The sequence below is a fragment of the Nonomuraea sp. NPDC049684 genome, from assembly GCF_044465345.1.
In the GTDB taxonomy this organism is placed as follows: Bacteria; Actinomycetota; Actinomycetes; order Streptosporangiales; family Streptosporangiaceae; genus Nonomuraea.
In genome coordinates, this window is sequence record NZ_JBITLO010000007.1 from 295015 (window position 1) to 312141 (window position 17127).

Annotated in this window: 15 protein-coding genes; 4 read left to right on the top strand and 11 right to left on the bottom strand. The window is 72.0% G+C overall.

Features of this window, described 5'->3' with window-relative positions; translation table 11 throughout:
• Positions 1-14 precede the first annotated feature (14 nt).
• From ACIBST_RS23970 to ACIBST_RS23995, 6 genes are all read right to left on the bottom strand, one after another.
• Positions 15-1127: an FAD-binding oxidoreductase gene (locus ACIBST_RS23970; protein WP_397174659.1), complete on the bottom strand. Its 1113-nt coding sequence runs from the start codon at positions 1125-1127 to the stop codon at positions 15-17.
• Complete coding sequence (locus ACIBST_RS23975; RefSeq protein ID WP_397174661.1) at positions 1019-1429, bottom strand: hypothetical protein; 411 nt, start codon at positions 1427-1429, stop codon at positions 1019-1021. Before ACIBST_RS23975 ends, ACIBST_RS23970 begins: the two co-directional genes overlap by 109 nt.
• Before the next feature lie 49 nt (positions 1430-1478).
• Positions 1479-2384, bottom strand: a complete 906-nt coding sequence (locus ACIBST_RS23980) for an LLM class flavin-dependent oxidoreductase (RefSeq protein ID WP_397174663.1) — start codon at positions 2382-2384, stop codon at positions 1479-1481.
• A gap of 143 nt (positions 2385-2527) precedes the next feature.
• Positions 2528-3178 carry a nitrilase-related carbon-nitrogen hydrolase gene (locus ACIBST_RS23985; protein WP_397174871.1) on the bottom strand — a complete coding sequence of 217 codons (651 nt, stop codon included), beginning with the start codon at positions 3176-3178 and terminating at the stop codon, positions 2528-2530.
• 302 nt (positions 3179-3480) lie between these two features.
• Positions 3481-4452: a PadR family transcriptional regulator gene (locus tag ACIBST_RS23990; RefSeq protein ID WP_397174873.1), complete on the bottom strand. Its 972-nt coding sequence runs from the start codon at positions 4450-4452 to the stop codon at positions 3481-3483.
• A gap of 127 nt (positions 4453-4579) precedes the next feature.
• The gene (locus ACIBST_RS23995; RefSeq protein ID WP_397174665.1) at positions 4580-7876 is read right to left on the bottom strand and encodes a serine/threonine-protein kinase; all 3297 of its coding nucleotides are present in this window, start codon (positions 7874-7876) and stop codon (positions 4580-4582) included.
• A gap of 95 nt (positions 7877-7971) precedes the next feature.
• Here ACIBST_RS23995 and ACIBST_RS24000 point away from each other — a divergent pair, with 95 nt between their 5' ends.
• Positions 7972-8544, top strand: coding sequence for a hypothetical protein (locus tag ACIBST_RS24000; RefSeq protein WP_397174666.1), 573 nt, complete (start codon positions 7972-7974; stop codon positions 8542-8544).
• A 254-nt stretch (positions 8545-8798) separates the two neighbouring features.
• Positions 8799-9383 (top strand): dihydrofolate reductase family protein, encoded by a 585-nt coding sequence (locus ACIBST_RS24005; RefSeq protein WP_397174667.1) that lies wholly within the window; start codon positions 8799-8801, stop codon positions 9381-9383.
• Positions 9384-9570: 187 nt separating this feature from the next.
• On the opposite strand, the gene ACIBST_RS24010 is transcribed toward ACIBST_RS24005, so the two are convergent.
• The 3 genes from ACIBST_RS24010 to ACIBST_RS24020 form a co-directional block, all read right to left on the bottom strand.
• On the bottom strand, positions 9571-10578 hold the full coding sequence (locus ACIBST_RS24010) for an RNA polymerase subunit sigma-70 (RefSeq protein ID WP_397174669.1): 1008 nt from the start codon (positions 10576-10578) through the stop codon (positions 9571-9573).
• Between the two features lie 185 nt (positions 10579-10763).
• Positions 10764-11561 carry a hypothetical protein gene (locus ACIBST_RS24015; protein WP_397174671.1) on the bottom strand — a complete coding sequence of 266 codons (798 nt, stop codon included), beginning with the start codon at positions 11559-11561 and terminating at the stop codon, positions 10764-10766.
• Positions 11562-11717: 156 nt separating this feature from the next.
• Entirely contained in the window at positions 11718-12029 is a 312-nt protein-coding gene (locus ACIBST_RS24020) for a hypothetical protein (RefSeq protein WP_397174673.1), read from the bottom strand.
• On the opposite strand from ACIBST_RS24020, the gene ACIBST_RS24025 reads away from it, so the two are divergent.
• Together ACIBST_RS24025 and murJ are read left to right on the top strand one after the other, a co-directional pair.
• Positions 12007-13779 (top strand): right-handed parallel beta-helix repeat-containing protein, encoded by a 1773-nt coding sequence (locus ACIBST_RS24025; RefSeq protein ID WP_397174674.1) that lies wholly within the window; start codon positions 12007-12009, stop codon positions 13777-13779. The two genes, ACIBST_RS24020 and ACIBST_RS24025, sit on opposite strands and share 23 nt — an antisense overlap.
• A 107-nt stretch (positions 13780-13886) precedes the next feature.
• The gene (gene murJ, locus ACIBST_RS24030) at positions 13887-15485 is read left to right on the top strand and encodes a murein biosynthesis integral membrane protein MurJ (RefSeq protein WP_397174676.1); all 1599 of its coding nucleotides are present in this window, start codon (positions 13887-13889) and stop codon (positions 15483-15485) included.
• On the opposite strand, the gene ACIBST_RS24035 is transcribed toward murJ, so the two are convergent.
• Both ACIBST_RS24035 and ACIBST_RS24040 read right to left on the bottom strand, forming a co-directional pair.
• Positions 15475-16320, bottom strand: a complete 846-nt coding sequence (locus ACIBST_RS24035; RefSeq protein WP_397174678.1) for an SAM-dependent methyltransferase — start codon at positions 16318-16320, stop codon at positions 15475-15477. The two genes, murJ and ACIBST_RS24035, sit on opposite strands and share 11 nt — an antisense overlap.
• 70 nt (positions 16321-16390) lie before the next feature.
• Entirely contained in the window at positions 16391-17119 is a 729-nt protein-coding gene (locus tag ACIBST_RS24040; protein ID WP_397174680.1) for a GntR family transcriptional regulator, read from the bottom strand.
• Positions 17120-17127 lie beyond the last annotated feature (8 nt).

Sequence of the window (17127 nt, forward strand, 5' to 3'; positions counted from 1 at the left end):
CGACGCCCCTGCCGTCATCCGGCCGCCGGCGGGATGTTGTGATTGAAGCGGAACATGTTGCCGGGGTCGTGGGCCGTCTTGACGGCGACCAGCCGCTCGTACGCCTGCGGCGTGAACGCCTGCCGCACGTCCTGCGGGTCGGTGTGGGCGACGCCCGCCATGAAGTTGAGCGTGCGCGTCCCGCTGTTCCAGGGGGCGAGGGCCTGGACGACCCGGTCGTGCCCGGCGTGCACGGCCTCGTCCGCGCCGATGCCGAGGACGCCGGCGGAGTACAGCTGGAACTGGGCGGTGGTGCGCGCGACCGCGTTCGGCAGGCGCGGCGGCCGGGCGAGCGCGCCGCCGAGATGACGGATCTCGATGCCGACCGCGCTGTTCGACCCCGGGCCCACCAGCGCCAGGATCGCCTCGACGGCGTCGTGGTCGAGGTGGGTGAGCTGGAAGTTGTCGATGTGGTACGAACCGGGCGTCGGCGGATCGTTGTGGATGGTGCCGACCTCGGTGTACGGCAGGTCGGTGACCGTGTCGAGCAGCGGCGTGGCGATCCGGCGCAGCGGCTCGACCAGCCGGGCGCCGTCCTGCGGCGAGCCCAGGTGGCTCAGGCGCAGGTGCATGGCGAAACGCCCGCGCAACTCCTGCGGGACCTCGGGCAGATCGGGCCAGGGCATCATCAGGAAGGAGGAGCTGAGCTCGTCGGGCACCCCGGTGACCCACGTGCGGTAGAAGTGCAGCACCTCACGGATCGACTCGGCCGGGAAGAACAGGCCGCCGCCGTAGATCCGCGACACCTCCACCAGTTCCATCTCCAGTGAGGTGACCACCCCGAAGTTGCCCTTGCCGCCGCGCAGCGCCCAGAACAGGTCGGTGTTCTCCGCCTCCGAGGCGGTGCGCAGCTCGCCGTCGGCGGTGACGACCTCGATGGAGCGGACGTGGTCGGCGGCGTAACCGTAGCGGCGGGACAGGACGCCGATGCCGCCGCCCAGCGTGTAGGAGACGGCGCCGACGAACGGCGCCGAGCCGTTCAGCGGGGCCAGGCCGTGGCGGGCGGCGGACCTGATGACCTCCCGCCACAGCACGCCCGCCTCCAGCCGCACGGTGCGGCGCCCGGGATCGACCCGGTGGCCGTCCATGCGCCGCGTGGAGATGAGCAGGGCCCCGTCGGCGGCGGCCCCACACCGTGGCCGGTGGCCTGCACGGCCACGCCCAGGCCGTGGTCGCGGGCGAAGCGCACCGCGGCCACCACGTCGCCGGCGCCCGCCGCGCCGACGATGACGGCCGGGTGGTGGACGACGGAGCGGTCGAAGCCCTCCGCCTCCTCGGCGTATCCCGGGTCGCCGGGGAGGAAGACCGGGCCCTTGACGTCGCCGGCGAGTCTCGTCACCGCCCCGGCGGCCGGAGCGGGGGCACCCGTCGGCTGGATCTGCTGGATCACGGGCATGTCCTCACGTGTCGTCGTCGAGTGGGGCGTCGGCCGGTCCAGGTCAGCCCGTGGTGAACTCGAAGGTCGGGTTCCGCCGGACCCCCACCCGCTCCAGCGCCTCGGCCAGCAGATGGACCTGGTCCAGGGAGCTGCCGGCCGGGTAGAGCACCAGGTCGTCCACGCCCGCGTCCGACAACGCGATCAGCTCCTTGAGCAGGCGCTCGTCGGAGTCGAGCGAGTCGGCGCGGACCGCCTCGTAGTACGGCGACTCCTTGGAGCCGTAGTAGTGGGCCACGTACTCGTCGGTGAGCCGCACGGCCTCGGGACCGCAGCAGAAGTAGCGGCCGGTGAGGATGTGCGGCCTGCCGGGCCGCCCGGCCGCGGCCCATGCCCCGGTGACGCCCCGAACGCCGTTCACCAGCAGGTCCAGGCTCAGCGTCGGCGCCACCCAGCCGTCGCCGAAGCGGGCGGCGCGGGCGTAGCCCGCGGGGATCAGGCCGCCGATGAGCAGCCTGGGACGGCCCTCGCCGGGCAGCGGGGTCGGGCCCGAGACGCTGGTGACCTCGCCGTCCCAGACGCGGCGCAGCTCGGTCAGGGTGTCGTCGAAGAGCTTGCCGTGGCCCTTGGCGGGAGCGCCGCTGAGGGTGAAGTCGTCCGGCCAGCCGCCGATGCCCAGGCCCGCCGTGAGCCGGCCCTGCGAGATCAGGTCGATGGTGGCGAGCTGCTTGGCGAACAGGATCGGGTTGCCCCGCCAGCCGACGTTCAGCACGCTGGTGAACAGCTGGACGCGCTCGGTCACCGCCGCGGCGACGCCGAGGGAGACCAGCGGGTCCAGGATGTCGTAGACCAGGCGGTCGATGGATCCCAGGGAGTGGAAGCCGAGGCGCTCGCTCTCCTCCGCCCACTGCCTGACCTCCCGCGGGGGACGTCCGGGCACGGCGATCGGCAGACCGATTCCAATGTTCACGAGCACTCCGTCTCAACAGATCTCATCAGGGGCACGACGATCCGGACGGTCCAGGTCCGGCCGTCCTCCTGCGCCCGCCGAGGGGCACAGCCGTGACGCTATTCAGCGAGAACGGCATCGGGCTTGTACGGATCGGACATGCTTCAGGAGATCGTCTCCCGGCACCGGTCCGATCGGACCCCGGGTGGGGTGAGGGGCCTGGCGCGCATGGCGACGACCCCGAGTGCGGCCATCGCCGCGAGGCAGAGCCAGGCGAACACGTCGCCGATACGCGCATATGTCGTCGGATCGGCGGCGACAGGCACGTACGCGGTCATCGTCTGCTGCTCGGTGGTGAAGTAGTCGGCCAAGGCGAGCGTCCGGCCCTGCGGGTCGAAGACCGCGGCCAGGCCGTTGCCGGCCTGCCGGATCAGCGAGTAGCCGTTCTCCACCGCCCGGACGGCCGCCTTCTCGGTGTGCGTGGCGCCGAAGCCGTGCCAGTCGTTGGACGGCACCAGCATGAGGTCCACGCCGGCGGCCTGCCTCATCAGGGCGGGGAAGTCGGCGTCGAAGCAGATGACGTTGGCCAGGCGGCCGAACGGGGTGTCGGCGGTCGGCACCCTGCCGTCCCCGGGGTCGAACGGGTCCATGCCCGGCACCGGGCGGGCCTTCTCGTACGTCCATCGGGCCCGCCCGGCCGGATCGACGAGCACCGTCTCGTTGCGCATGCACGGCGGCGCCCCGGTGATCACGATCAGTCCGGCGTTCACATGGCTGCCCGTCCTGACGGCGATCGCGGCGATCGCGTCGATCAGCCGCTGCTTGTCGGCCTCGCGCGCCGCGCCGCCCCGCCTCCGGCCAGACGACGATCCTGGCTCCGGCGCGCGCCTCCCGTTCGGTGGCGGTCAGCAGGGAGTCGTTGACCGGGGCGAACGCCCGCCGGACCGTCTCGGGATCCGCCCCGGCGAGCTGTTCCGGCGAGGGGAAGCCGTTCAGCGCCTTGTCGGACGCCTCCAGAACCGAACGCCTGGGACTGACCCCCGGACGGCGGCTGTCACGCCGACGTGACGCTCGTCCACCTTGACCGCATGCGCGGCCCTCGGTGGCGGGTTCTTGCTCAAGAAGCCGGAGCTCGTCTCAGGCTTCTCCGCCGCCGCCGGGTCAGGGCGGCCGCGGCGGTGAAGGCCAGGGCCGCGCACCCGAGCTGGGCGAGGGCCGTGAAGGTCGGCACCGACGGCAGGGCCCCGAGGTCGCCGAGGGCCGCCGCGGGCACGAACAGCAGCAGCGCCGCCCGCCGCCCCACGGCCGACCGGCACGCGTACCCGGCCGCCAGCCCGACCACGACGAGCCACGGCACGGGTTTCCAGCTCACGATGTCCTGGTGGGTGATCACGTCCACCCAGCTCACGATGGCCTTGCCGGCGGTCAGCCCGACCACGGCGAGCGGCCCCCACAGCAGGAACGCGCGCCGCGGAACGGCCGTGATCGCGCGATGCGCCGCGGGCGCGAACGCGATGACGATGGTCGCGAGCTCGGCCAGCAGGACGGGGCCGTGATTGGGGAACAGCAGCCTGTCCACATCCAGCAGGTACGGGTTGCCGGCCAGATCCAGCATGAGCGCGACCAGCGCGAGCACGGCGATCCACCGTCGGGCGAGCAGCACGGCCAGCACCGGCAGGGCCGCGACGACGATCGGCTCGGCCAGGTACAGGATCCAGATCGGCCGCGCCACGGCGGCGGCCTCCACGTTCCGCACGCTTTCGGCGCTCCTCAGCAGCGCTGCCGCCAGCGCGCCTGCCAGCATCAGGAACGGCCACAGCGCCGCGGCGAGCGCCAGCCCGGCGCGCCACGCCGGCGCCGATGCCGGGCCGATCGCGCGCAGTCGTACGGTGGCCGCCTTGGCGTGCCGGCGCATCCGCTCGGCCTCCGCCGCCAGCCTCGCGGCGCCGTCGCCGGTCAGCCGGTAGTAGCGGCGCACCCGGCCGTCGACGATCTCCTCCCGGTCCTCGGTGATCAGGCCCTCTTCCTGGAGCCGGTCGAAGGCCGCGTAGAGAGTGCCGGCGCGCAGGCGGACCTGGCCGTCCGAGATGCGTTCTTCGCGGCCTTCTCGCCGACCGCGGGGATTGTGGTGATCAACGGCCCGCCCCCCGGAACCGGGGTTCTCCTGTTCCGGTAGGGCGGACTTCCCCTTCGAGAGGGTGTCGCGCGGCCCCCGGCTAGGGACACGCCTTCCTGTACGGCAGCGTCGGCACGAGCGCCCGCCACTGGGCCGCGCTCAGCCCGCCCGCCTTCGCGCACACCGCCGCCGCCATCGCCTCCCCGCCCACGGCGTGCCGCCTGACGACGCCGTTGCCGTCCACGGTCAGCACCGCCGACCCGTCAGGAGTGAACGCCACGTCGAGCGGCTGCCCGATCTCCGGGTCCTGGCCGCCGCCCTCGTCGAGCAGCGCGCCCAGGTCCGTGCCCGACATCACGTCGACGAGCCGCACCCTGCCGCCCACCTGGAGGCTGGCCAGCAGGTCCTCGCGCGGCGAGTAGGCGGCCGGATCGGCGAACCCGCGCGCGGTGGCGAGCCTGCGGCGCGTGGCCACGTCCCAGACCGTCATCCGACGCCGCGCGTCGAGCACCACGACCGCCCTGCCCGAGTGGGTGAAATACGCGCGCACCCCCTCGGCGTCCCTGCCGCCGCCGCCGAACGCCGGCCCCAGGGCCTTGCCGCCGGCCGTCTCCAGCAGGTGCACGCGGTCGCCCGCCACCACCAGCGTCCGGCCGTCGGCGGAGAAGGCCGCGTACGTCGCCGCGCCCGCCTTGGCCGACCACACCCGCCGCCTGGTCCGCCGATCCCACAGCTCGACCCCGCCCCGCTCGGTGACCACGGCCAGCCTGGCGCCGTCGGGGGAGAAGGCCACCTGGGCGGCGGACGTGCGCAGCGTGCCCTGGACGGCGGCCGAGGCGGCGTCCACGATCCGCACCTCGGGCCCGAACACGGCGACGAAGCGGGAGTCCGGGCTGAACACCGCGTTCTCCGCCTCCGGCAACGCGCCGACCTTCCGCCCGCCGACGGCCGACAGCTCGCCGTCGCGGAGCACGAGCCGCCCGTCACCGCTCAGCGCCGCCGTGCCCACGAGGTGATCGTCGTTCTCGACGGCCAGGTCCGCCACGTCCACCGAGAAGACCTGGTCGCCCAGCAGGTAGCGGAACGTGCTCCCGTCGAAGGCCCCCTGCACCGCCTCCTCGTCCCCGCGAACCTGGACCGTGGTGAGCAGTTGCGTGTCCGACCTGCGCCAGAACTGGATGGACCCCGGCGTCACCGTCGCGATGAGGCCGGGGCCGAACACGGCCGCGCCGCCGTTCCAGGTGCCCTGGGTGCCGGCGCCGTCCTTGTCGCCGATGAGGTCCTTCGCCCCGGTCCGCAGGTTGGTCAGCTCCAGCAGGCGGCCGCGTTGTGCGGCCCGCCAGGCCCCGTCCCGGCTGAACGTGTTCGTGGGGGCGGGCGCGAGCGTCTTGGCGGCGCCGGTACGCAGGTCCCAGCGGGTCCGCCGGTCAGCCTCCTCAAGCAGGACGGAGTCGTCCCGCTCGAAGGTCACGTCGATCCACTCGATCGTGAGGTCCTTGGCCGTGGGGAAGGTGTAGTCGCTGATCGGCCTGCCGCTGACGAGGTCCACCGCGGCGGCGCGCTTGGCCGTCACGGTCACCAGCACCTTGCCCGACGGGCTCAGCGTTACGCTGTCCAGTGGCTCGGCCGGCCGGGTGGCGAGCGTCCGCAGGAGACGGCCGTTCCGCACGTCCCACGCGCGCGTCGTCCTGGAGTCGGCGCTGATCAGCGTGCGGCCGTCGGCGCCGAGCGTCCGTACCGTGTCGCCCGCGGTGGACGGGTCGCCGAACATCGCCGTCTCGCGTTGGGCGAGCGAGGCCACCAGGGCAGCTCTGGTGGCCGGCGTGTGGTCCAGCCGCCAGGCCGCGAGGCTCGCCCGCATCGCCTGGCGCGGGTCGCTCCGGCGGGCCATGGTCGCCGCCGCCGCCAGCCTGGCCGCCTCCGACCTGGTGAGCTGCCCGGCGATCTGCTCGGCCCGGTCGTCGGCCACCGCGCTCTGCTGCACGGCCAGCCCGCCGGCCACCAGCGCGATCACCAGCAGCCCGCCCAGGCTCAGCGAGGTCAGCCGGGCGCGCCGGGCCCTGTGCCTGGTCAGGGTGGCCGCCGCGGCCAGGAAGTCGCGTTCGGTGGGCGACAGGGTGATGTCGCGGCGGGCGGTGGCCGCCCAGTGCAACGCGTTCTCCAGGCTGCTGCCCTGGAACAGGTCGCCGTCCCGGCGTCCCGCCGCCTCCCAGCGCCGCGCCGCGGTGAGGATCTGCCGGTGTACGGCCAGGCCGTCGAGGTTGGCCTCGATCCACCGGCGGTAGCGCGGCCAGGCATGGGGGAGTGCTGGCCTGGCCAGCCGTACGCCGCCGTCCTGCCTGGTCAGGAGGTAGCCGAACACGGCGAGGATCCTCCGCACGGCGGCCACCTCGTGCGACGCCCGTCCCTCGACGAGCTCGGCCAGCTCGGCCTGCCGGGCCGACAGCTCGCCCGCCTCGTCCACCGTCACCAGCCGCAGGAACACGTCGGGGACCAGCTCGCGCTCGGCCGGGTCGAGCATCGTGTACGCCTGCTCGGCCAGCGTGCCGAGCGCGGGATCGTGCCCCTGCGCGCCGATCCCGGCGGCCCGGTGGCCGCCCTGGGCCAGCAGGCGGGCCGTGTCGAGGGAGCCGTCGCCGCTGACCAGCGCCAGCAGCAGCTCGCGGGCGGTCGGCCGCTGGGCCGGCTCCTTGGCCAGCGCCGAGGCGACCAGCCGGCGCAGCGTCCCGGGCAGCGCGGACAGGTCGGGGGTGGCCGACAACACCTGGTGCATGACGCTGCCCAGGTTCTCGGCGTGGAACGGATCACGGCCGGTGGCGGCGAAGACGATGACGGCGCCCCAGGCGAACACGTCCGCCGAGGCGTCCGCCCGCTGGCCGATGAACACCTCGGGAGCCATGTAGGTGGGCGTGCCGCTCACCACGCCGGTCGCGGTGAGCGACATCTCGGCGGTCCTGGCGATGCCGAAGTCGATCACGCGGGGACCGTCCGGGCCCAGCAGCACGTTGTCGGGCTTGAGGTCGCGGTGGATCACCCCGGCGTCGTGGATGGCGGTCAGCGCCGTCGCGATGGCGGTGGCCAGGCGGTGCAGGTCGTCACCGGCGAAGATCCGGCCCGCCGTGCGCAGGCTCGGGCCCTCCACGTACTCGCTGACGATGTAGGGGCGCGGGCCCTCCAGCCTGGCCTCGATGATCGGCGCGGTGCAGAACGAGGCCACCCGCTGGGCGGCCGTCGCCTCCCGGCCGAGCTGGGCCGCCTGGTCGCCGTGCAGCACCTTGATCGCCACCCGGCGTCCGTCCTCGCCATAGGCCTCGTACACCACGCCCTGCCCGCCGGCGCCGAGCCGTCCGGCCAGCCAGTACCGGCCCAGCCGCTGAGGGTCTCCTTCGATCAACACGCTCGTTTGATGCATTCATGACCGACGAAGTTCCGCCCAAAATGCCGTGAAAAGAGTGCCGAACCCTTCTAGCTCCGGACGCATCCAACCCTGACATGAACAAGATTCAGAACCTTGCCGCCCTGGCCGTGCTCCCCGTTGCCGCAGCTCTCGTGGCCCTCCCCGCGCAGGCGGCGGAGCGTCCCAGCTGTCCCGCCCCCTCCAAGGCGGACGTGCGGCGCTCGTCGGCCGCGACGGTGGACAAGCCCGCGAGAGGCGCCGCGGCGATGAAGGGGGTCCGCGTCAACCACATCCCGAAGGGCTCCACCTACGGGCAGGTCCTCGTCGACAAGCACGACGGCATGGTCGAGTACAGCTACCAGTGGTCGGACGACCGCGACGACATGAGCCGCCGGCACCGGTCGCTGTGGGTCAGGGTGGTGTGCTGGCCGAAGGCGACCTCCGTGGCGCAGCTCAAGAACGCGCCGTTCCACGTCGGGACCTTCTCCGGTGACACGACCACCACGAAGATCGGCGATCGCCAGGTGCTTCGCCAGGGGGGTGACGGCGCGCTGGGGGCCGGTGTGTACTCGGGCTGGGTCGAGCGCCCCGGAGTCGTCGTCACCGTGATGGCGACCCCGCCTCTCGTGCCGGGGCTGACGAAGATCATCAAGGGCATCCGGCTCTGATCCGTTCCGTGGCGGCGCCGGCCGCGTCACATCCGCCGTGTCCGAGGGCTCACCTGTGTGAACCTGACGACGGGACGCTGTGACCGATGGACGAGAACGAGCGGCCGGCCGAGCGCTGCGGCCCGCGCACTCCACGGTTGCGCTCGTACCGATGAGCCCGGACGACCATCCGATGTGACAGATCGCGCACCGATGAGGTTTCCGCGCCGCGCCCGTCTGTTACAGATGAGATCGACTCACGGAAGGCTGGCGCGATGCGGAAACTGATCTTCGGCATGAACGTGACGGTGGACGGCTACATCGCCGCGCCCGGCGACGACATCGGCTGGAGCGGGGGCGAGGGACCGGACTCCTCGCCGAGCTCCGAGCTGTTCCAGTGGTGGTACGACCAGATGCGGGCGAGCGAGCTGTCCCTGTACGGCCGCAAGCTGTGGGAGGCGATGAGCCCCCACTGGCCGACCGCCGACCAGCGGCCCGGCGCCACCCCGGCGGAGATCGCCTACGCCCGCCTCTGGCGGGACATGCCGAAGGTGGTGTTCTCCTCGACGATCGACAAGGTCGACTGGAACGCCCGCCTGGTCACCGGCGACGCGGTCGCCGAGATCACCAGGCTCAAGGCCGAGGACGGCGGCCCGATGGACATCGCCGGCGCGACGCTCGCCGCGGCGGCCATGCGGGCCGGGCTGATCGACGAGTACGCGATCGTCACGCACCCGGTCCTGGTGGGCGGCGGCACGCCGTTCTTCACCGCGCTGGACAGCTGGGTGAACCTCAAACTGGTCGAGACGCGGGCATTTCCCGGCGGCGTGGCGCTGACCCGGTACGAGGTGCGGCGCTGACCGGGTACGACGTCCGGCGCTGACCCGGTACGAGGTGCGGCGCTGACCGGGTACGACGTCCGGCGCTGACCCGGTACGAGGTGCGGCGCTGAGCACGGGCCGGACGCCCGGCTCGTGAGGCCAGGCCGAGAGGATGCGGTGACGCCCGGCCCGTGCGCCGGACCCGTCGGACGAGGGGCTCGTCCGATCACAGCGTCGCGGGCAGGCCCAGCCATGGTTTGCCGGTGGCGTCGAACCCGGTGAGCTCGGCGATCCTCCCGTCGGCGATGTGCAGGACCGCGATGTTGAACAGACGGTGTTCCCGGTCGCCGGGGGTGCGGAGGTACAGCGCCGCGGCGGGCATGAGGTTGACCGTCGTGGCGATGCAGCGCCAGTCGTCGTAGCCGCGCCGGAAGAGCCCGTGGGAGACCCAGCCGTCCACCGCGTCCTTGGCCGTGACGATCAAGGTGCCCGGGTCGGGCAGCATCGCGAAGCGCAGGTCGTCGCGCAGCAGGGCCGTCAGCCCGTCGAGGTCGTTGCGTTCATGGGCGTCCATGTACGACCTCACCACGCCGCGCTCGTCCCGCGACAGCTCGTGCGTGGCAGGGCTGCGCCAGTCGAGGCGGCGGCCGGGCAGCTGCTCGCGCATCGTCACGCGGGCCCGCTGCAGTGCGCTGGTCACCGATGCGACGGTCAGTTCCAGGACGTCGGCGGCCTTCGACGCCGGCCAGCCGAGGACGTCGCGCAGGATGAACACCGCCCGCTGCCGCGGCGGCAGGTGCTGGACGGCGACGATGAACGCCAGCTCGATCGTCTCCCGCGCCACCACCGATTCCTGCGGGTCCTCCGGGAGCATCCGGTCCGGGTAGGGCTGCAGGTGGCGCAGTTCCGGGCTCGCGTCCGGCAGCTCGGCGGCCACGGGGGTGCGGTGGTTGCGCTTGTCCAGGAAGTCGAGGCAGGCGTTCGTCGCGATCCGGTACAGCCAGGTCCGCAGCGCTGAGTGGCCCTTGAACGACTCCCGCTTGTGCCACGCCCGCAGGAACGTCTCCTGCGTCAGGTCCTGGGCGTCCTCGTAGTTCGCGAGCATCCGGTAGCAGTGCACCTGGAGCTCACGCCGGTGGCGCTCCGTGATGAGCGCGAACCGTGCCGCGTCGTCCGTACGGGCCGCCGCGATGAACGTGGCCGCGTCGTCGCCTGGCAGCCTGGTGTCGGTCATGGTCGTCAATCCTTTCGCGGGTGGCGAGGGGCTGCCAGTACTGACGACGCGGCGAGGCATTTCTGAGCGGTGAACGCCGGGCAGCCGGGTTCGTCGCGCGGCCCTTGACCGGGTCGCGGAGCTGCACGGACGGCTCGACGGCGCGTGAAGGCCCGGAGGACGAGCGGAGCGCCGGCGTCCCGTCGTCAGCTCGGAAGGCGCCAGTTGCAGATGCCCTCGATGCACAGCTCGGTGGTCGTCTCGCCGGGGGCCGGCGCCTTGATCGACACCTTGGCGCCCCACCGGCTGTAGCGGGTGTCGACATGCAGGGTCTTGCCCACCAGTTCGTCGAGGCCGTCGGCGAAGGTGAACGCGCTCCGCACCCTGCTGACCAGGCCCCCGGGGGTCAGCGTGACGGTGTAGGCGAGCCTGGTGTCCGCATCCCACTCCGCGTGGGTCGAGTGCGCCGCCCAGCGGGAAGCCGGCCCGAGCTGCTTGAACGTGATCGTGCCGGTGACGGTGTCCCCGCTCCGCCGTCCGTTCTTCAGCAGGGCGGCCAGGGTCGCGGGCTCGGCCGGGTTGACGAGTTGCTCGTCATAGCCGAGCAACTCGGTGTGCCAGAGGTGCAGCTGATGAGAGTCCTTCCACCAGGTCTTGCCCTTCTTCAGCCATTTCCCTATGAGGCCGCCGGATCGGTAACCGGTGCCGCCGATGTCGTGGTTGAAGCCGATGACACGTTCGCGCCCGTACTCGCCTCCGGTGGTGGTGACGTCCAGGGCCTTGACGCCGCCCTTGGCATCGAGTTCGAAGACTCCGGTGCGCCGGCGTTCCGCTCGTTCGCCGGCGTCGTCCGAAAGGGCGGTCGTCTCGGTGAAGTGCATGCCGTGTCCGGCCGCGAGAACGGCCTTCAGCGCCTGGACGGGGTCCTTGCTCACTGCCTGAGCGGGAGCGGCGCCTGCCGGCAGGGCGGCGCAGGCCACCAGGGTCACGATCATCCGCCTCATGACGGTGATCCTGCCGCGTTCCGATCACGTCCGGAACACGGGCCGGATGCGAGGCGACGCCAGAGCTCCGGCCCCCGGCGCGCGCACTAGTTTGTCCAATTTGTCCAAGCTTCGATCTTGTGGGCGGGTGCGGGCTACAGTGACGACGGCCAGCAGTCAACGGCAGTAAAGGCTGGCCGAAACCCCGAGGAGACGATGAATGAGAAGAACGTGGCCGATGGCGTTGGTGGCGCTCGCCGCTGTCGTCATGGGCGGCGCGACGCCGGCCAGTGGCGACGCCGGCGATCCGGCGACCAGGGCGACGACGGCAACGACAACAACCAAGGCGACGACAACAGCCAAGACGACGGCGGCGAAGGCGGCCGTCTGCGGAAGTTCGTCGCTGGACGGCCCCGCCACACCGCCCGCCGGCGCCGTGGTGGTGCCCGCGGGCGACAACAGCGGCGTGGACTTACGCAAGGCGAACACCACGTACTACTTCGAGACCGGCACGCACACCCTGGAGCCCGCCCAGTACGCCCAGATCCTGCCCGGTGACAACGCCACGTTCATCGGCGCCCCCGGCGCGGTGCTGGACGGGAAGGGCGTGAACCAGTACGCGTTCGGCGACACGGCGACCGGCGTCACCATCCGCCACCTCACCGTCACCGGGTTCGTCGCGCCGCAGGAGGAGGCCGTGGTCAACCACAGCGCCGCCGACGACTGGGTCCTGGAGCACAACACGTTCCGTGACAACTCCGGCGCGGCGCTGATGGCGGGGGCCAGGAACCAGATCCGCGGCAACTGCATCAAGGACAACGGCCAGCTCGGCCTGAACGCGTCCCAGCACGGCGACCACATCACCGGCCTGGTGGTGGCGGACAACGAGGTCACCGGCAACAACACCGACGACTGGGAACACCAGGGCCAAGGCTGCGGATGCACCGGTGGCCTGAAGTTCTGGGCGGTGAACGGCGCCGACGTGACCGGCAACTGGGTGCACCACAACCACGGGCCGGGGATCTGGGCGGACACCAACAACAACGACTTCCTCATCGAGAACAACCTGATCGAGGACAACGAGTCGATCGGGATCTTCTACGAGATCAGCTACAACGCCGTGATCCGGAACAACACCCTCCGTCGCAACACCTGGAAGGCGGGCGCCGAGCGGGCGGCGAAGGGCGACTCCTTCCCCGACGCGGCGATCTACCTGTCCGAGGCGGACGGCGAGCCGCGCATCCCGGCGCGGACCGGCAAGATCGAGGTCACCGGCAACCTGCTCGAGAACAACTGGGGCGGGATCACCGCCTGGGCCAACGCCGACCGGTTCTGCGGCAGCGCAGCCTCGACCACCAGCGACTGCACGCTGATCGTCGGGCCGGCCAACACCTCGAAGTGCGCGGCGCCCGCCATCAAGGACGAGCCGCTCTACACCGACTGCCGCTGGTGGACGAAGAACCTCGACATCCACCACAACACGTTCTCCTTCGACCCCGGCGCCGTCGGCGGCGGCTGCTCGACGCAGTACTGCGGGCAGATGAGCCTGCTGTCCAACTGGGGCACGGCGCACCCGGACTGGTCCCCGTACCTGGGGGAGAAGATCGAGAAGTCGATCGTCCACGAGTCGAACAACTCCTGGCACGACAACACCTACACGGGACCGTGGCAGTTCAGGATCTACGACATGGGCAGGCGCGTCACGGCCGCGGAGTGGGTCGGCCCCCAGTACGGCCAGGACGCCGGCAGCACGTTCGACGGCAAGGCGCCCGAGGTGCCGCCGGTCACCGAGCAGACCTTCGAGGACGTCTCGACGGCGCCCTACTCCGCCTGGTACGGATCCAGCCTGGCGCACCAGACCGGCGACGCGCACGGCGGCACGGGCTCGCTGCAGCTGACCAGCACCGAGGGGTCCGGCAGCGCGGTGGCGCTGGACAAGTACCCCGGGTACAGCGGTGTGATCGCCGGTAAGAGCTACCGCGTGTCGCTGTGGTACCGGGAGGCCGCGGCCACCATGCCCACGGTCGCCTGGAACGTGCGCTGGCGCGACGAGAACGGCTCGGTGCTGCGGACCGACGCCGTCCCCCTGCCGCGGAAGACGGCCTGGACCGAGGCGGCCGGCACGTTCACCGCGCCGACGGGCGCGACCCGCGTCGACTGGACCTTCGTCTGGAGCGCCCCCACCGGGTCCGCGTTCCGGATCGACGACGTGGCGATGCGTTCGGCGGAAACGCAGTAGATCTGTAAGGAGGCCCCAGAAGCAGGGGCCTTGACGTCCGGCAGGACGGCGTCGGCCTGCTCGACGCCGTCGTTCCCGCGCCGAAGCGCAGACGGAGGAGATCGCCCATGCCTGATCGGCCCAGGCTCATGCGGACGGGACGGGCGATGGCGATCGCCACCACCGTCTCAAGGGCCACCGGCTTCGTCCGCACGCTGGCGCTGGTCGCCGCGCTGGGGCTGGGAACCCGGCTGCTGGACGCCTACACCGCGGCGAACGTCACCCCCAACACCGTCTACGAGCTCGTCTTCGGCGGCGCGCTGGCCGGCGTGCTCGTCCCGCTGCTGGTTCGTACGGCCGCCGACCGCGACATCGACGGCGACCTGTTCGCCCAGCGGCTGCTGTCGCTGGTGGTCTACGGCCTCGGAGCCGTGGTGATCGTGACGATCATCGCCGCGCCGTTCATCGTGGACCTCTACGTGCCGGGGTTCAGCCCCGAGCAGCGGCGGCTGGCGGTCGTCCTCACCCGGTACTTCATGCCCCAGATCCTGTTCTACGGAGTGAGCGCGACCCTGGCCGCGATCCTCAACGCCCGCGGCCGCTTCGTCTCGCCCATGTGGGCGCCGGTGGCCAACAACCTGGTCGTCATCGCCACCGCCTCGGCCTTCCTGCTGATCGGCGGCACCGGAAGGCTGGAGTCGCTGACCGGCGTGCAGGTGCTGCTGCTGTCGATCGGCACCAGCGCCGGGGTCGCCGCCCAGATGGCGGTTCTCGTGGTGGCCGGCCGGCGAACCGGGTTCCGGGCGCGGTTGCGCGCCGATCCTCGGGGCATCGGCGTCCGGCGCATCGTCGCCCTGGCCGGATGGACCTTCGCCTCCGTGGCCGCGACCCAGGCCGTCTTCCTCGTGATCACCCGGATCGCCTCGCAGGCCGGGCCCGGCGCCGTCGGCGTCTACTCCAACGCCTACACCCTGTTCCAGCTGCCCTACGCCGTCGTCGCGGTCACCGTCATCACCGCGGTCCTGCCCAGGATGAGCCGGGCGGCGGCCGACCGTGACCTCGCCGGGATGACCGCCGATCTGTCCCGGAGCCTGCGGCTCACCGGCGTGGTGCTGGTCCCTGCCGCCGCAGCGCTCGTCGCGCTCGGCCCGCAGCTGACGACCGTGCTGTTCGCGCACGGCAACGCCTCGCCCGCCGCCGCCCGGCTCACCGGCGCGGTGCTCGCCGCCTACGGCCTCGCCCTCGTCCCCTTCGCCGGCTACCAGATCATGGTGCGCGTCTTCTACGCACTCGGCGACACCCGCACCCCGGCTCTGCTGAGCGTCGGCGTCTCCGCCGTCACCGTCGCCGCCTGCCTGGCCGCCGCACGACTCGCGCCCGGGCCGGACGTGGTCATCGCCCTGGCCGCCTGCTCCGCCGTCGCCTACACCGCCGCGCTGCTGCTCACCGCCCAGTTGCTGCGCCGCCGGATCGGCAGGGTCGACGGACACCGCCTGCTTCGCACCCACGCCCGGATGCTCGCCGCGGCGATCGTCGCGGGCCTCGCCGCGGCCGTCGTCAACCGCGTCCTCGGCGCCACGCTCGGGGCGGACTGGACCGGCTCGCTCATCACCCTCTGCGCCGCGGGCGCGATCGGAGCCGGCCTCTACGCGCTGGCCGCGCGGGTCCTGCGCATCACCGAATTCGGCGCCCTCGCCACCGCCTTCCGGGGGCCCGTCAGGCCTTGACGGCGACCCCGCCGTACATCGAGACCATGGAGTCCTCCACGAGCAGCGCCCGCTCGTCGGGCCGCCACCGGTGCACCGGCACCACACCCGGCTCGATGAGCTCGAACCCGGTGAAGAACTCCTCGATCTGCGCCCTGGTCCGGGCCTTGGACATGATCCCGCGCCGGTTGTACTGGGCGACGGCCTCGCTCACCAGCCTGCTCGGCGCGCTGTCGAGCGTGATGGTGGACAGGGCCAGGAAGCTGCCCGGCGGCAGCGGCTTCATCAGGTGCTCGATGATCGAGCGGACGTCGGAGTCGTCGCGGATGAAGTGCACCACGGCGATCAGGCACAGCGCGACGGGACGGGCGAAGTCGAAGGTGTCGCGGACCTCGGCCGAGCCGATGATGGCGTCCGGGTCGTTCAGGTCGGCCTGGATGTAGCGGGTTCTGCCCTCCGGGGTGCTGGTGAGCAGGGCGCGGGCGTGGACGAGGACGAGCGGGTCGTTGTCCACGTAGACGACCCGGGCGGCGGGGTCGGCCTGCTGGGCCACCTCGTGCAGGTTGGGCGAGGTGGGCAGCCCGGTGCCGATGTCGATGAACTGGTCGACGCCGCGCTCGGCCGCCAGGTGGCGGGCCACCCTGACCATGAAGTCGCGGTTGGCGCGTACGGACGTCGGCATGTAGGGGGCGATCTTGACGACCTCCTCGGCCGCCGCGCGGTCGGCCGCGAAGTTGTCCTTGCCGCCCAGGAGGTAGTCGTAGACCCGTGCCGAGTGCGGCACGTTCGTCTTGAGATCGACCGCCACCTGCCTGTCGCCGGCCACCCCCGCACCTCCACGTTGATCAACTGCCATGTGCCCCACGTTAGCGGGATTCAGGGGGCGGGATCAGGCGAATCCCACCTGGAACAACAACATCCTGGGCTCAGCGAGCAGAGGGCTTGCTCTTCTTGCGGGTGCGGCCGTCGGGGACGGGGGAGCGGCCCGCGGAATGGTCGGCGAACGCCTCGGCCGCCTTGGCGGGGTCGCCGTCGCGCAGCAGCGAGACCAGGCGGCCGTGCTCGTCGGCCATCGCGTGCCAGTCGCCGTCGAAGAGCGGGTCGGCGATGGCGCGCAGCGCGCGCAGGCTCGGTTCGAGCACCTCCCACATCCGGGTCAGGAACGGGTTCCCCGCGATCTGGCTGACCCTGGTGTGGAAGGCGATGTCGATGTCGCGGAACCTGCCGACGTCGTTCATCGCCACGGCCTGGTGCATCTGCTCGACGAGGTCCTCCAGCTCGCCGAGCTGGTCGTCGGTGACCTGCCCGGCGGCGAGCTGGGCGGCGAGGCGTTCGAGCGGCTCGCGCACCTGGCGGGCGTACTCGGCGTGCTCGGTGGAGATCTCGACGACGAAGTTGCCGCGGCGTGGCACGTGCACCAGCAGCCCCTCGCGGGCCAGCTGCTTGACGGCCTCGCGAACCGGCGCTTGACTCACGCCCAGACGGCGCGCGATCTCCGACTCCACCACGCGCTCGTTCGGCGCGAGGTCGCCCTCGACGATGGCCTGGCGGAGCAGCTCGTACACCCGATCGGAGATCAAGGTGGGACGGACCGAGTCTTTGCTCGTGGCCAGTCTGGAGGCGAAGTCACTGTTGGCTTGCCGTGTCGATGCCATGAAGTCCT